The 14,169-nt window shown below is 69.4% G+C and carries 12 protein-coding genes and 3 pseudogenes; 9 read left to right on the forward strand and 6 right to left on the reverse strand.

Translation table 11 applies throughout. From position 1 onward, the window contains the following. Positions 1–171 precede the first annotated feature (171 nt). The gene (locus ABT114_RS46400; protein WP_351152307.1) at positions 172–387 is read left to right on the forward strand and encodes a hypothetical protein; all 216 of its coding nucleotides are present in this window, start codon (positions 172–174) and stop codon (positions 385–387) included. Positions 388–410: 23 nt separating this feature from the next. On the opposite strand, the pseudogene ABT114_RS50810 reads toward ABT114_RS46400, so the two are convergent. From ABT114_RS50810 to ABT114_RS46415, 4 genes and pseudogenes are all read right to left on the reverse strand, one after another. Further along, positions 411–644: pseudogene (locus ABT114_RS50810) on the reverse strand (cytochrome P450); the annotation flags it as partial. Next, on the reverse strand, positions 643–765 hold the full coding sequence (locus tag ABT114_RS46405; protein WP_502988514.1) for a ferredoxin: 123 nt from the start codon (positions 763–765) through the stop codon (positions 643–645). The gene ABT114_RS46405 and the pseudogene ABT114_RS50810, both read right to left, overlap by 2 nt. A gap of 99 nt (positions 766–864) precedes the next feature. After that, positions 865–1,682, reverse strand: a pseudogene (locus ABT114_RS46410) (glycoside hydrolase family 15 protein); the annotation flags it as partial. 298 nt (positions 1,683–1,980) lie between these two features. Continuing rightward, entirely contained in the window at positions 1,981–2,637 is a 657-nt protein-coding gene (locus ABT114_RS46415; protein WP_351152310.1) for a TetR/AcrR family transcriptional regulator, read from the reverse strand. 3 nt (positions 2,638–2,640) lie between these two features. Here ABT114_RS46415 and ABT114_RS46420 point away from each other — a divergent pair, with 3 nt between their 5' ends. The 3 genes from ABT114_RS46420 (at position 2,641) to ABT114_RS46430 (ending at position 7,945) form a co-directional block, all read left to right on the forward strand. Then, positions 2,641–2,901 (forward strand): hypothetical protein, encoded by a 261-nt coding sequence (locus ABT114_RS46420; protein ID WP_351152312.1) that lies wholly within the window; start codon positions 2,641–2,643, stop codon positions 2,899–2,901. Between the two features lie 644 nt (positions 2,902–3,545). Further along, on the forward strand, positions 3,546–6,767 hold the full coding sequence (locus tag ABT114_RS46425) for a bifunctional cytochrome P450/NADPH--P450 reductase (protein WP_351152315.1): 3,222 nt from the start codon (positions 3,546–3,548) through the stop codon (positions 6,765–6,767). A gap of 131 nt (positions 6,768–6,898) precedes the next feature. Then, positions 6,899–7,945 (forward strand): zinc-binding dehydrogenase, encoded by a 1,047-nt coding sequence (locus tag ABT114_RS46430; protein ID WP_351152318.1) that lies wholly within the window; start codon positions 6,899–6,901, stop codon positions 7,943–7,945. A 237-nt stretch (positions 7,946–8,182) separates the two neighbouring features. Here the strand turns inward: ABT114_RS46430 and ABT114_RS46435 are convergent, their stop codons facing one another. Further along, positions 8,183–8,923: an IclR family transcriptional regulator gene (locus ABT114_RS46435; RefSeq protein WP_351152321.1), complete on the reverse strand. Its 741-nt coding sequence runs from the start codon at positions 8,921–8,923 to the stop codon at positions 8,183–8,185. A gap of 198 nt (positions 8,924–9,121) precedes the next feature. Between ABT114_RS46435 and ABT114_RS46440 the strand changes: the two genes are divergently transcribed. The 5 genes from ABT114_RS46440 to ABT114_RS46460 are packed head-to-tail and all read left to right on the forward strand — an operon-like array spanning position 9,122 to position 13,673. Beyond that, positions 9,122–9,676 carry a 2,4'-dihydroxyacetophenone dioxygenase family protein gene (locus ABT114_RS46440; protein ID WP_351152324.1) on the forward strand — a complete coding sequence of 185 codons (555 nt, stop codon included), beginning with the start codon at positions 9,122–9,124 and terminating at the stop codon, positions 9,674–9,676. Positions 9,677–9,693: 17 nt separating this feature from the next. Further along, complete coding sequence (locus tag ABT114_RS46445; protein ID WP_351152327.1) at positions 9,694–10,908, forward strand: CaiB/BaiF CoA transferase family protein; 1,215 nt, start codon at positions 9,694–9,696, stop codon at positions 10,906–10,908. Then, positions 10,895–11,440 (forward strand): FAS1-like dehydratase domain-containing protein, encoded by a 546-nt coding sequence (locus tag ABT114_RS46450; protein WP_351152330.1) that lies wholly within the window; start codon positions 10,895–10,897, stop codon positions 11,438–11,440. Before ABT114_RS46445 ends, ABT114_RS46450 begins: the two co-directional genes overlap by 14 nt. Then, on the forward strand, positions 11,440–11,883 hold the full coding sequence (locus ABT114_RS46455; protein ID WP_351152332.1) for a MaoC/PaaZ C-terminal domain-containing protein: 444 nt from the start codon (positions 11,440–11,442) through the stop codon (positions 11,881–11,883). Before ABT114_RS46450 ends, ABT114_RS46455 begins: the two co-directional genes overlap by 1 nt. After that, a complete protein-coding gene (locus ABT114_RS46460) occupies positions 11,880–13,673 on the forward strand; it encodes an acyclic terpene utilization AtuA family protein (RefSeq protein WP_351152335.1) in 1,794 nt (597 codons plus the stop codon). Before ABT114_RS46455 ends, ABT114_RS46460 begins: the two co-directional genes overlap by 4 nt. Positions 13,674–13,888: 215 nt before the next feature. On the opposite strand, the pseudogene ABT114_RS46465 reads toward ABT114_RS46460, so the two are convergent. After that, a pseudogene (locus ABT114_RS46465) lies at positions 13,889–14,128 on the reverse strand (glycoside hydrolase family 15 protein); the annotation flags it as partial. Positions 14,129–14,169 lie beyond the last annotated feature (41 nt).

Genomic DNA, 14,169 nt, shown 5'->3' on the forward strand with positions numbered 1-14,169 from the left:
TACTGTTTTCGTTCAGCCCGGGGATGCGCTTGGCCCAGATGGTCTCGTAGGCGGCGAGCGCCTCGGGGATGCGCGGCGTGTCGACACGAAGCTGGTACTGGGACATGAAGACTCGTTCCCCTTCCGGTTCTCTGAGCGGGTGTCATCGGTGACACGGGACAGGGCGGGGGCATGGCCACGGGCCACTTCACCGTGGCCGACCCGGTCATCGCCCTGACGGTGGTCAACGGCAGCTTGCCGGCGCTCCTGGAACTGTGGTTCAACCGGCCGGAGGCCGACATGGGCCAGGCTGCGCAGACCATGGCCGAGATGCTCCTGCACGTGCTCAGCCTTTCCCCGCACGAGGCTCGCCACGTCGCCTGGCGTCCCCTTCCCGCTGCGACGTGAGGGGGCCCTGTGTCCCCGCGGCTTCACAGTTGGACGGGCAGGTGGCGCGGCCCGCGCAGCATGGCGTTCTGCCGGTTGGGGGGCGAGTCCTGGACCAGGCGTGCCGTGCCGAGGTAGGGGATAAGCGCGCCGAGTGCGGCATGGGCCTCGATGCGGGCGAGGGGTGCGCCGTAGCGCAGGTGGATGCCGCTGCCGAAGCCGAGGCGCTCGTTGTCCGGGCGGGTCCGGTCGAACCGGTCGGGCTCGGGGAACCGCTTATTCCGGCACGGCCGTGACGTACAGCAGCCCCTCCTCGGCGCGCAGCTCGAACACCGCGGGCGCGAGAGACATGCACTGTGCGTACCCCTGGCAGCGCGTGGGGGCGACAACGGTCCCCATCTTCACCACTTCCTCCGTCGTCTCACCCCCCTCTTCCCGCATGAGGGCGGAACGGGAGGCTCGCACGGAGACTCATCGAGGAACACCGCCGGTCGGTCGTCAGCCGACGAGGTCGAGGTTGAAGGCCGCGCTGATGAGGGCGAGGTGGGTGAATGCCTGGGGGAAGTTGCCCAGTTGCTCACCTGTGTGGCTGATCTCCTCGGCGTACAGGCCGAAATGGTTGGCGTAGGTGAGCATCTTCTCGAAGGCCAGGCGGGCTTCGTCCAGTCGTCCGACGTGGGTGAGGGCCTCGACGTACCAGAAGGAGCCGATGGAGAACGTGCCTTCGAGGCCGTCGGGGCTGGCCTCCGGGTCATAGCGGCAGACCAGGGAGTCGGAGACGAGTTCGTTGCCGAGGGCATCGAGAGTGGACAGCCAGACGGGATCGGTGGGGGAGACGAACTTGGTCCGGCTGGTCCCAGTGCTCGCAGACCCAGTCCACCAGGGCGCACACCGCGCGCCAGCGGCCACTGGACAGGGGCCGGCACCACTTGTCGTACAGGTACACCGAGTCGATCAGGGCGCCGTAGATATCGAGTTGCAGCTGGGGGTCGCGCCGTTGCCGACCCGCACGGGCGCCGAGCCCCGGTAGCCCTCTGGGTGGGGCGGCTCGTGGTCGGGGCCGCCACGATCGCACCGTTGGGGGCGTAGGTGAGCAGCTTCAGGGCGAGGGCGGAGCGGTGCACCATCTCCCGCCAGCGGCCGCAGTAGCGGGACTGCTGCAGCCGGCGCCGCCAGAAAGCGACCGTGGCGGTGAACTCCCGCTCGGCCTCGGCGTGCGGGCAGCCGCGCGGCGGAGTCTCGTCGGTGACGCGCTCGAGCGCGAAGACCGCCGTGTCGCCCTGGGACAGCGTGAACTCGGTCCGTACGTCCTTCCCGTCGGACTTGAGCGGCACCGTCGCGGTCAGCGACAGCGACAGCGTCTCGGAAGCGAACAGAGGGGCGCCCTCCAGTATCCGCAGGGTGTGCGGTTGGGCGCAGTTCCCCGATCAGGCCGTGCTCGGCGATCGGCAGGTACCGGGGAGACGTGTGCTGTGTCGGCGCTCCGGACATCGCAGCGGCCTCTCTATGCTCCTGTCTCCACTATGGCCCTTCGCTGTCGCGGCGGCACCAGGGTCGGCCCGGCGGGCACGCCGCCGGACCGCGCACCGCCCCACCGGAGCCGTTCCGCTTCCGTCACACCCTCTCGCGGGCTCCTGCGACATGGTTCTCCACTCCGGCGACCGCGGCGTCCAGCGCGGAGTTGAACATTGCGTCGATCACGTCCTTGGAGGGCGGGGGCGCGTCTTCCCCGTCGGGGCCCGACGGTGCCGGTGGCAGGGTGGCCCACCGCTGCAGTGCCCCGTTCAGTTCGCTGAGCAGCAGACCCGTGAACACACTGACCAGGGTCGCGGCGACGCGCGGAATCTCCTCCTCGGGCAGTTTCGCGGCGGCCAGGATGTCGATCAGTGCCTGCCAGAGGGGGTCCTCCTGCTGCACGTAGTCGGGGCGTGTGAAGGAATACCCCATCAGTTTCGGGTGACGGTGCGACAGTTCGCGGAAGTCGAAGGCCAGTTCACGCAGCCGGTCCTGCCAGGGGACGTCCTCCCACTCCTTCGCGCTGAACTGCGAACCGACCCGGTGGGCCACGCCGCGCAGCACGGCGTCCTTGTTCGGCACGTGGTGGTACAGCGACATCGGGTTCGCATCGAGCGCGGTCGCGAGTTTGCGCATGGTGAGCGCCTCGACCCCGTCGGCGTCGATGAGCTGCAATGCCATGGCGTAGATGCCGTCCTTGGTGAGCGGTACGTCCCTCTTTCTCGTGCCCCGAGGGGGCTTCCGTTCAGTAGCCATACGGTGTATGGTAGCAGGGTCGGCAGCAATGCGGAGGCGGCATCGTTTTCAGCCCTCCGTTCATCCGGCTTCGCGGAAGTGGGGCTGGTTTTGCTGTGCGCGCTGGCGCCGACTGGCGGCGGCGTAGACAGTCCCGGACTGGTGGCCTTGGTGGGCGACGAGGTCGCCAAGGCGCGCCTTGAACAGGAAAAGGCACAACTGGAAGCCGTGCTCGAGGAGTGCGGCAAGGTGCTCGAGCAGCGGCTTCAGCGCACTGCCGCCTAACCCGTGCAGGCATAGAACCAGGCAAGGCATGTCGGCCGCCCCCTTCCCTGGTGTGCTCGCCTGCGGCAGTAGATCGCAGGTTTGCCCTGCCGAGGGGACCCTGGCGAACCCGGCTTGCCCGCTCTCGCGGACTGATGCCGGACCGATCGAGCGCGGCGTAGAGATCAGAGGCGCCGCCGTGCGGCGGCACACGCGCCTGCTTCTCCGGCGCTGCCGTCAGCCGCCAACGCCCATGGGTGCAGACCGACCTCCGCGATACCTACTGGCAGGCAGGGGGATTGGCTGCTGACCGCGACGGCGGCCGCGGTCGCCGTCGCGGATTGCGGGTGTCCTCCACGGGTCGCTCCCACCAGGAGAAGCCCGGTCAAGCCGCCGGCTGACGACGACCGGCCTCGCCCCTCGCCTCCTCCAGCCGGGAGCGCGTTCGGAAGCGCCTGATCTTGATGCGACCCCGCTGCGTGAGCGACGCCGTCCCTGATGAGCCGAACATTCCCGTTTCTCGACCCCAGGCCTGTCGATTGAGTTTCCATACGTCGTATGGTACCACTGAAGGCATACGGCGTATGGAAACCGGGTGCTGCCGTACCGGCGCCCCGCCACACCAATCGGCGCCCTGCCCGCCTTTCCCCTTGAAGGAGCCAGTCATGACCACACAGCCCGAGACCGACCTGCGGCCCATCCGGTCTCCGCGGGGGGTCCCGCTCTTCGGCCACACGCCGCAGATCCCCAGCACCAACCCGGTGGAGTACTTCGGCAAGCTGTCCAAGCAGTTCCCCGAGGGGCTCTACGGCATGGAGATCGCCGGCATCGAGCAGGTCTTCGTCTGGGACCCGGACCTGGTGGCCGAGGTCTGCGACGAGACGCGGTTCTTCAAGCAGATCGACAAGACGCCGCTGGCCCATGTCCGGGACTACACGGGAGCCGGCCTGTTCACGGCCCACCAGCACGAAGAGGAATGGGGCATGGCGCACCGAGTGCTCCTCCCGGCCTTCAGCCAGCGGGCGATGAAGGGCTACTTCGGGCAGATGCTGGAGATCGCCCAGAACCTGGTGGGCAAGTGGGAGCGTAAGGAGGGCCGGCCGGTCAACATCACCGACGACTACACCCGGCTGACGCTGGACACCATCGCCCTGTCGGGGTTCGGTTACCGGTTCGACTCCTTCGCCAAGGAGGATCTGCACCCCTTCCTCAAGGCGCTGCTGGAGGCGCTGGTTGAGTCGCTGCGGCGCTCGCAGGAGCTGCCGATGATGACCAAGATGCGCAAGGCCGATGACAAGAAGTACCGCGCGAACATCCGGCTGATGCGGGACCTGGTCGAGAGTGTGATCAAGGAGCGCCGTGAGGGGAACGTCACGGGTGAGGACGACCTGCTGGGCCTGATGCTGGAGGCCACGGACCCGGAGACCGGCAAGGGGCTGGACGACGACAACGTCCGTGACCAGGTGGTGACGTTCCTGATCGCCGGTCACGAGACCACCAGTGGTCTGCTGTCGTTCGCCACGTACTCGCTGATGCGCAACCCGCACATCCTGGCCCAGGCCTACGCCGAGGTGGACCGGCTGCTGCCGGGTGACACGATCCCGGACTACGACACGGTCATGCAGATGGACGTGATCCCGCGGATCCTGGAGGAGACCCTGCGCCTGTGGGCTCCCATCCCGATGATCGGCAAGTCCCCGCTGGAGGACACCGTCATCGGCGGCTGCTACGGGCTGAAGAAGGGCACGCGGGTCAACATCCTTGAGGGTCCGCTGCACACCCACCCCAAGGCGTGGGACCGGCCGGAGGAGTTCGACATCAACCGGTGGCTGCCGGAGAACCGGGTCAACCACCACCCGCACGCCTACAAGCCGTTCGGCAACGGCGTGCGTGCCTGCATCGGCCGGCAGTTCGCGCTCACCGAGGCCCGTCTGGCCCTCGCGCTGGTGCTGCAGAAGTTCAAGTTCGCCGACACCGACGACTACAAGATGGACGTCAAGGAGGCGCTGACCCGCAAGCCCGGCGGCTTCGAACTGAACGTGCGGGCCCGTCAGGAGCACGAGCGGACCGTGTTCGGCGCAGTGGACCTGCAGAGCGACGACACGGGGGCGCAGGCCGCGGTCAGCGGTGTCGGGGTGAACCTGACCGTCGCCTACGGCTCCAGCCTTGGCTCCTGCGAGGACCTGGCGCGCACCATCGCCGACCGCGGTGAGCGCTCCGGATTCGGCACCACCCTGGTCGGCCTGGACGAGCTGGGTGACAACCTGCCCACCGAGGGCCTGCTCGTCGTCGTGGCCTCCAGCTACAACGGCAAGGCCCCGGACAACGCGCAGCGCTTCGACGACCTGCTCGCCACCGGACTCCCGGAGGGCTCGCTGTCCAACGTGCGGTTCGCGCTGCTGGGTGCCGGCAACACCCAGTGGGTGGCCACCTACCAGGGCTTCCCCAAGCGGATCGAGGCAGGCCTGCTGGCCGCCGGCGCCACCCGCGTCATCGAGCGCGGCATCGCGGACGCCGCCGGTGACTTCGACGGCATGGCCACCCGCTGGATGGACACCCTGTGGACCACCCTGGCCGAGGAGTACGCCGCCGACACCTCCGAAACCACCGGGCCGCGCTTCGAGGTGCAGCTGCTGACCGAGGCGGAGGTGCGTCCCGCGATCGTCTCCGAGCAGGCCTACCCCCTCACCGTGGTCGCCAACGAGGAGCTGGTCAGCGACGCGACCGGGCTGTGGGACTTCAGCATCGAGCCGCCGCGCCCGGCCGCGAAGTCCATCACCATCGAACTCCCCGACGGTGTCACCTATGACACCGGCAACCACCTGGCCGTCTTCGCCAAGAACGAGCCCGCGCTGGTCAACCGCGCCCTCGCGCGACTCGGCGTCGACCGCGACCAGGTCCTGCGCCTGGACCAGCCCGCCGGCGGCCGCACGCACCTCCCGGTGGGCACTCCCGTCACCGCGGGCCTGCTGTTCACCGAGTTCGTTGAGCTGCAGGACGTGGCCACGCGATCTCAGATACAGACGCTGGCCGGGCACACCGAGTGCCCGTGGACCCGGCCGCAGCTGGAGGCCTACACGGCCGACACCGCCGAGGCCGAGGAGCGCTACCAGACCGAGGTCCTGGGCAAGCGCGTCTCCGTGCTCAACCTGCTGGAGCGCTTCCCGGCGGTCGAACTGCCGCTGGGGGTCTTCCTGGAGATGATGGGCCCGATCCGCCCGCGGTTCTACTCCATCTCCTCCTCCCCGCTGGCCAATCCCCGGCACGTGCGGCTGACCGTCGGTCTGCTGGAAGGCCCGGCCCTGTCCGGCGACGGCCGGTACCGCGGCACCTGCTCCTCCTACATCGCAGGACTCGAGCCCGGTGACGTCTTCTACGGCTACGTGCGCGTGCCCTCTCCGACGTTCGCCCCGCCGGCCGACCCGGCGACGCCGCTGCTCCTCATCGGCCCCGGCACAGGCATCGCGCCGCTGCGCGGCTTCCTGGAGGAGCGTGCCCACCAGCACGAGAACGGCACGCAGGTGGGCCTGTCCCAGGTCTTCGTCGGCTGCCGTCACCCGGAGCACGACTACTTCTACCGGCAGGAGATGCAGGACTGGGAGCAGGCCGGGATCGCCCAGGTGCACACCGCCTTCTCCGCGGTGACCGGACACCCGGCTCGGTTCGTCCAGGACGCCATCGTAGGTGCCGCCGACACCGTGTGGCAGGCCATCCAGGACGGCGCGTACATCTACGTCTGCGGTGACGGCCGCCGCATGGCACCCGCCGTCCGTGAGGCCCTCGCCGCCATCTACCGCAAGCACACCGGCAGCGACGACGAGGCCGCCCAGCAGTGGCTCGCCCAACTGGAAGCGGACGAGCGCTACCAGCAGGACGTCTTCGCCTGACCCTCAGACGCCGGGAGGATGCGGCGGTCCTGACACCCCGCACCCTCCCGGCCACCACCCACCCGCGAGGCACCACACGGCACCCATCGGCCCGAACTGCCGGGAGTGCCGCTCACAGAAAGCAGAGCACCATGGACACCATGCTCGCCGGACGCTTCCACCTGGACAGCAAGAAGTTCGCCGTGGAGGAGGTCCCCGTCCCCGTGCCCGGCCCCGGCGAGGTACTGGTCGAGGTCAAGGCCGCAGGCGTCTGTCTGTCGGACGTCCACCTGCTCGACGGCTCCCTCGTCCCGCTGTTCGCCACCTCCGACACGGTCACCGTCGGCCACGAGGTCTCCGGTGTGATCCACACCCTCGGCCCCGGCCTCAAGCGCGGCCTGACCGTCGGCACCCGCGTCACCCTGGAGGCCGGCAAGACCTGCGGCCAGTGCCCCGGCTGCGTGCGCCGACGCCCCTGCACCCAGATGCGCACCGCCGGCATCGACTACGACGGCGGCTGGGCCCAGTACACCCTCGCCCGCGAGGACACCCTCATCCCCATCCCCGACAACCTCCCCTTCGACCAGGCCGCGATCATCCCCGACGCGGTCTCCACCCCCTACGCCGCCGTCGTCACCACCGCCGGCGTACGCCCCGCCCAGTCCGTCGGCGTCTGGGGCGTGGGTGGAGTCGGCGCCCACAACGTACGCCTCGCCCGCCTGGCCGGCGCCGCACCGATCATCGCCGTCGACCCGCTGCCCAGCGCCCGCGAGCGCGCCCTGGCCTTCGGCGCGGACCTGGCCCTGGACCCGGCCGCCCCCGACTTCGCCGACCAGGTCCGCGCGGCCACCGCCGGACGAGGCCTCGACTTCGCCTTCGACTGCGCGGGCGTGCCGGCGGTCCGTGAGCAGGCCGCCGCCGCACTCGGCCTGGGCGGAGTCCTCATCCTGGTCGGTATCAGCCCCAGGCCCCTCACCATCACCGAGGGTCTGACCTTCAACTACCTGGGCAAGCAGGTGCGTGGCCACTACGGCGGCAGCCCCGAGTCCGTCACCGAGCTGGTCCGGCTGGCCGAGGTCGGCCGTCTCGACCTGTCCCCCTCCATCACCGACCACATCCCGCTCGCCGAGGCCGCCGACGCGGTCAACCGGCTGGAGAACAAGATCGGCGACCCGATCCGCCTCATTCTCGTTCCCTGATAACTGAACCAAAAGTTCATCAAGACCACCTCGGGCAGGGGTGAGTGGGCGCCGGTGCTTGAGGGAGCACCGGCGCCCACGGTCTTGTGTGGACGGTCAGTTCACAAGGGTCTTGGTGAGCGCGGAGCCGACAGGGCTGTTGGCCGCGCGGATGAGGGTGCGGCGGGCGGCGGCGGTTGCCGCGACAGCTGGACATCACCGGACGGCGACAGCCGGGTCGCCCGCCGACGCGGGCGATCAGGCGTGGTTGAGCCCGTACCGGGGGCCGAGAACGGCGACTGCCTTCTTGAGCTCCTCGCCGACGTCGTCGAGTCGATCCGCTTCCGCGGGGTCGACGGCCGCAGTGATCGCCGCTATCGGACTGCCGTCGGATGCCAACAGGGGCGTGGCCACGGCAAAGGCGTCCTTGAACGTGACTCCGCGGTTGAAGGCGAGTCGGCGGGAGCGGATCTCGGGGAGCTCGGCGAGGAACTGCCGGACCTCTCCTGCCTGTTCCGCGCCGGCCAGCTCCAGGAGCCGGTACATCTCCTCGTCGGGAACGCTGGCGAGCAGAGTCTTGCCGGCAGCGGTCGTGAAGAGGGGGCGACGGGCGTGGGTGCGCGCGACGAAAGTCAGGCTGGGTGACTCCTGACCGGCATGGTCGGCGTAGACGAGGGCGTCGCCGACGCGCACCCCGACGAGAACGGTGCAGCTGAGGACTTCGCTGAGCTCGGCCAGGAACTGGTGGTCGAGAGACAACGCGGCCAGCTTGTTCGCGCGAGCGGCGAGGATGAAGGGCCCTGGTCCGAGGTGGAACCGGCGGTCGTCCTCGATGAGGTAGCCGCGGGCGAGAAGTCCGTTGGTCAGCTCCTGAACCGAGCTCTTCGCCGCGTCCAGGGCTGCTGCCAACTCAGCCAGCGTCACTCCCCGCGGGCTCAGGGCCACGGCTTCGAGGATCCCGGTCACTCGGTCGACCGTGCGATGAGGGCGGACGGGCATGCGGCTGATGCTAGCACCGCCCTGTCCGCCAAAAGTCCGTGCACGAGTCTTGTCAGGGAGGTGTGGGTCACCGTAGCGTCCCAGCCATCCGGAAATCCGGTTCACCGTACGGAAATACGTACGTCATCTCCCCCCACGCGCCACTTCGCATGTCGCATGTCCCGGAAGGTCCACACTCGCAACGAAAGGCCCGAAAACATGACCGCATCTGTCTCTCCAGGCGTGGCCACCACCCGCAGCGGTGCCCCGCTGCCGCTGGTCGCTCTGCCGCAGGGTGAGCTGCTGACCGTCAACATCGACCAGATCCCGCTGTTCAAGGATCTTGTCGCCCCCGGCATTCACATCCAGACGCTGCGCCTGGACCCCGAGCGCGGAGACTGGGTTTTCCTGTCCACCCTGGCACCCGGTTGCGAGCTGCCGATCCACTACCACACCGGTTCGGCTCAGGTGTGGACGATCCAGGGCCGCTGGCTGTACCACGAGTACCCCGACCAGCCGCAGACGGCGGGCTCCTACCTGTACGAGCCCGGCGGCTCGGTGCACACCTTCTACGTCCCCGAGGACAACACCGAGGACACCATCGCCCTGGCCTGGATCGAGGGTGCGCAGGTCAGCTTCAACGACGACGGCACCTTCCACTCGGTCATGGACGCGGTGACCCTCCAGCACCTGACCGAGACCGCGGCGGCGGCGCAGGGCACTGGACCGGTCGGCTACATCCACGGCGGCGACGCCGGCGTGATCAAGTCCTGATCGGCAGGGGAGCAGCCATGCGACCGGCGTTCGACGGCATCCGGGTCCTGGAACTGGGCCAGATCTACAACGGCCCCTACTGCGGGCTCCTGCTCGCACAACTGGGCGCCGACGTCATCAAGGTCGAGCCACCCGGCGGTGAGCCACTGCGCTTCCGCTCGCACGAGCCGATCGAGTCCCACGAGTTCGTGATGCTCAACTCCCACAAGCGGAGTGTGGTGCTCGACCTGAAGACCGACGCCGGTCGCCAGGCGCTGCTCGACCTGGTCGAGACCGCCGACGTACTCATCGAGAACTACGCGCCAGGCACTATGGAGCGCCTCCAGCTCAGCCCGGCGCGGCTCCTCGAACACAACCCGCGTCTGGTCGTGGCCTCCGGCAAGGGCTACGGGTCCACCGGCCCGTACGCACACATGTCGGCCATGGACATCACCGTGCAGGCGATGTCCGGAAGCGCCTCGGCCACCGGGGAGGCCGACGGGCCGCCGACCAAGGCCGGCGCCGCGTTCGTGGACTTCTCCGGCGGCATCCACCTGTTCGGGGCGATCAGCGCGGCCCTGTTCCAGCGCGAGCGCACGGGACGGGGGCAGATCGTCGAGGTCTCGATGCACGACACCGTCTACCCGATGCTCGCATCCAGCCTGGGCGGCCTGCACAACAACCCCGGCCGAGAGCTCCCCGAGCGCACCGGGAACCGGCATACGGGCATGGCGATCGCGCCGTACAACATCTACGAGGCGAGCGACGGATGGCTGGCGATCATCTGCATCGCCGAGCGGCACTGGCGCGGCGTGGCAACCGCACTGGGCCGGCCCGAGCTGATCGAGGACCCCCGGTTCCGCACGCAGAAGGACCGGGTCGCCCACATCGACGCGGTCGACGAGGAGGTCTCTTCCTGCACCAGGACGCGGACGCGTGCCGAGCTGGTGCGGGATCTGCAGGCCGCCGGTGTGCCCTGCGCGCCGGTCAAGTCGATCCGTGAGGTCGACTCCGACGAGCACCTGATCCAGCGCGGCATGATCCAGTACGTCGAGCATCCGGCCAGGGGCCGGGTGCCGGTTGCGGGATGCCCTCTGAGGCTCAGCGACTCGCCGGTGGGCCCTCTGCGGGCCGCCCCGCCGCTGGGCGAGTCGACGCGGGAGGTTCTCGCGGAGCTTGCCGGCCACGCGGATGCCGCCGGCGAAGCCGGCACCCAGATCAATGATGAGGATCCCAGGCATGTTCACACCTGAACCCGGTACTCCGCTGGCGGAGTACTACACCCAGACCCAGTCGCGGACCGGAGCTGTCCTCTCGCGCCGGAGCCTCGGCACGCTGGACGCGGTGAGCATCGGCCGCTACGCACTGACCATCGGCGCCGCGGACCCGGTCCACTACGACGCCGCGGCCGCACGTTCGGCCGGGTACGCGGATGTCGTGGCGCCACCGAACATGCTCGCCGCGATCGTGGAGTGGGGCATCGGCACCCCCGAGGCCCACCTCCAGCCCGACGGGACACCCCTCGGCGGTGACACACCCCTCGGTGACGGCGACCTCGGGCTGCGCGCCATGGGCGCCGGCGAGGAGATGGAGTTGGTCAGCCCCGTGACCGCGGGCACGGAGGTCATGCTCGAAACCACCCTCGAGGCGGTCACTCCCAAACAGACCCGCGCCGGCACCTGCGTGTTCGTCACCACCCTCCACACGTTCACGTCCGCCCAGGGAGCCGTCCTCAACCGCAACCGGCGCACCGTCGTACTGCGCAACCCCTTGCAGGAGTCGTAGTGTCCATCAACTACCAGGTCGGGGATGCACTCCCACGGCTCAAGCACACGGCCACGGCCTTTCAGCTGTTCCGCTACAGCGCGGTCACCTGGAACCCCCACCGCATCCACTTCGACGAGCCCTACGCACGCGAGGAGGGCCACGCCGGTCTCGTGGTGCACTCCCACCTGCGAGCGGCGCTTGCCCTGCGCTGTGTCACCGAGGCTCTCGGCCCCAACTGGCGCGTGACGAAGGTCGCCTACCGCTTGCGCAAGCCCGTCTGTGTGCCCGCCAACCTGGCCTACACCGCGCGGGTGACCCACATTGAGGGCGACAGCATGACCCTCGAGCTCGCCGAGGAACACCCCTCCGGCGAGGTGGGATTCGAAGGGACGGTACGGGTCAGCAGGGCCGAGGGACAGAACGCCGGCGTTCGCTCCTCTACACCGGAAGATTTGGCATGACGTCACCATCAGAACGGCGCCGCCCCCTCCGCGTCGGGAACTGCTCCGGCTTCTACGGCGACCGCGCCTCGGCCATGGCCGACATGGCCCGAGCGGGCGGCATCGATGTCCTCACCGGCGACTACCTCGCCGAGGTCACGATGCTGATCCTCGGGAAGGCGCGCGCCAAGGACAGCACGAAGGGCTTTGCGACCACCTTCCTGCAGCACCTGGACGCGGCGCTCGAGCACCTCGTCGCCAACAGGATCAGGCTCGTCGTCAACGCCGGGGGGCTCAACCCCGCCGGGCTGGCCGCCGCGACGCGCGAACTGATCGCACGCCACGGTCACGACCTGCGGGTCTCCCACATCGAAGGCGACGACGTCTTCGGCAGCCTCGACGGTCTGCGGCAAGCGGGCCATTACCTGCCGCACCTGACGAGTGGTCAGCCACTGTCGGACTGGTCGCACCAGCCGCTGACGGCCAACGCCTACCTCGGCGGCTTCGGCATCGCGCGCGCCCTCTACGACGGCGCCGACATCGTCGTGACGGGCCGCGTCACCGACGCCTCCCTGGTCGTCGGTCCCGCCGCCTGGTGGTGGGGTTGGACGCCTGACGACCACGACGCCCTCGCCGGCGCGGTCGCCGCCGGACACGTCATCGAGTGCGGGCCTCAGGCGACCGGCGGCAACTTCTCCGGGTTCCGTTCCGTCCCCGACCTCGTGGAGCCGGGGTTCCCGATCGCCGAGATCGCCGCCGACGGCTCCTCGGTGATCACCAAGAACCCGGGCACCGGCGGCGTGGTCACCCAGGACACGGTCACCGCCCAACTGCTCTACGAGATCGGTGAACCCGCCTATCTCAACCCCGACGTGACCGCCCACCTGGACACCGCGACGCTGACAGACCTCGGCGAGGACCGCGTCCGGATCAGCGGCGTGCGAGGCACGACGCCGTCCAGGACGACCAAGGTCGCGATCACAGGGGTGGGAGGCTGGACGAACAACGCGATCCTCGCGCTCACCGGCACGGACCTCGACGCGAAGGCCGCCCTCGTGGAGCGATTCGTCCACCGCTACGCCGAGGCCGCCCGTGGGCTCGACGCGGTCGCCGTCGAGCGCATCGGGCGGGCCCAGCCCGATCCCGACACCCAGAACGCGGGAACCGAGCTGCTCAGGATCACCGTGCAGGGGACGCAGCAGGCCGCCGGGCGCGCCTTCTCGTCGCGCGTGATCGAGCTGGCCCTGTCCAGCTACCCCGGGCTGTACTCCCTCGGCCCTCCGCAACCGGGGTCCGCATTCGGTGTCTACTGGCCCGCACTGCTCGACCAGCGGATGCTCCAGCACACGGTCCACCACCACGACGGCACGACCGAGATCATCGCCCCCGGCAACCCGGACGGCGCCGGTGGCGAGGTAATGCCGCAGGCCGAGCCGGCGCTCACGCCATCGGCGCCCGCGCCGCGGGCAGACGAACTCGTCGTCGCCCCACTCGGTGAGATCGTGCACGCCCGCTCCGGCGACAAGGGCGGCGACGCGAATCTCGGCGTCTGGGTACGCGACCGTGCGGCATGGGACTGGCTCAGGTCCACCCTCACCGTCGACGAACTGCGACGCCTTCTTCCCGAAGCACGCGCACTGGAGATCTCGCGCCACGAACTCCCCAACCTGGGCGCGGTCAACTTCCTCGTCCGAGGACTGCTCGGGACCGGCGCCACCTCGACACTGCGGCTGGACGCGCAGGCCAAAGCACTCGGCGAATGGTTGCGCTCACGGAGCGTCAAGGTGCCGCGATCGCTGGTGCGATCCTGACGACGCCATGACCCACGAGAGGCCTCACCGGTGGACGGGCAGGTGGCGCGGCCCGCGGAGCACGGCGTTCTGCCGGGAGGGGGGCGGATCCTCAACCAGGTGTGCCGTGCCGAGGTTTGGGATCAGCGCGCCGAGCGCGGCGTAGGCTTCCGGCATGAGCCGGGGATCGGAGGCTCGCACGGCGACTGCTCCAGGGACGCCGCCGGACCCGCCCGTCAGCCCAGCGCCCGGTCGAGGTTGAAGGCGGCGCTGATGAGGGCGAGATGACCGAACGCCAGGGGAAAATTGCCCAGTTGCTCTCCGGTTCGGCTGATCTCCTCGGCGTACAGGCCGCAATGGTTGGCGTAGGTGACCATCTTCGCGAAGGCAAGACGGGCTTCGTCCAGGCGTCCGGCGCGGGTGAGGGCCTCGACGTACCAGAAGGAGCAGATGGAGAAGGTGCCTTCGTCGTCGCGCGCCTGGCCGGCGCCGCGCCGATCGCCGCCGTCGACCCGCT

Origin of the sequence: Streptomyces sp. NPDC002088 (genome assembly GCF_040296605.1) — a bacterium.
Taxonomy (GTDB): Bacteria; Actinomycetota; Actinomycetes; order Streptomycetales; family Streptomycetaceae; genus Streptomyces.

Bases quoted from the DNA above. Each gene is read 5' to 3' on its own strand.
- ABT114_RS46400 (WP_351152307.1), top strand. From the start codon at position 172: ATGGCCACGGGCCACTTCACCGTGGCCGACCCGGTCATCGCCCTGACG.
- ABT114_RS46405 (WP_502988514.1), bottom strand. From the start codon at position 765: ATGGGGACCGTTGTCGCCCCCACGCGCTGCCAGGGGTACGCACAGTGC.
- ABT114_RS46415 (WP_351152310.1), bottom strand. From the start codon at position 2,637: ATGGCTACTGAACGGAAGCCCCCTCGGGGCACGAGAAAGAGGGACGTA.
- ABT114_RS46425 (WP_351152315.1), top strand. From the start codon at position 3,546: ATGACCACACAGCCCGAGACCGACCTGCGGCCCATCCGGTCTCCGCGG.
- ABT114_RS46430 (WP_351152318.1), top strand. From the start codon at position 6,899: ATGGACACCATGCTCGCCGGACGCTTCCACCTGGACAGCAAGAAGTTC.
- ABT114_RS46435 (WP_351152321.1), bottom strand. From the start codon at position 8,923: ATGCCCGTCCGCCCTCATCGCACGGTCGACCGAGTGACCGGGATCCTC.
- ABT114_RS46440 (WP_351152324.1), top strand. From the start codon at position 9,122: ATGACCGCATCTGTCTCTCCAGGCGTGGCCACCACCCGCAGCGGTGCC.
- ABT114_RS46445 (WP_351152327.1), top strand. From the start codon at position 9,694: ATGCGACCGGCGTTCGACGGCATCCGGGTCCTGGAACTGGGCCAGATC.
- ABT114_RS46450 (WP_351152330.1), top strand. From the start codon at position 10,895: ATGTTCACACCTGAACCCGGTACTCCGCTGGCGGAGTACTACACCCAG.
- ABT114_RS46460 (WP_351152335.1), top strand. From the start codon at position 11,880: ATGACGTCACCATCAGAACGGCGCCGCCCCCTCCGCGTCGGGAACTGC.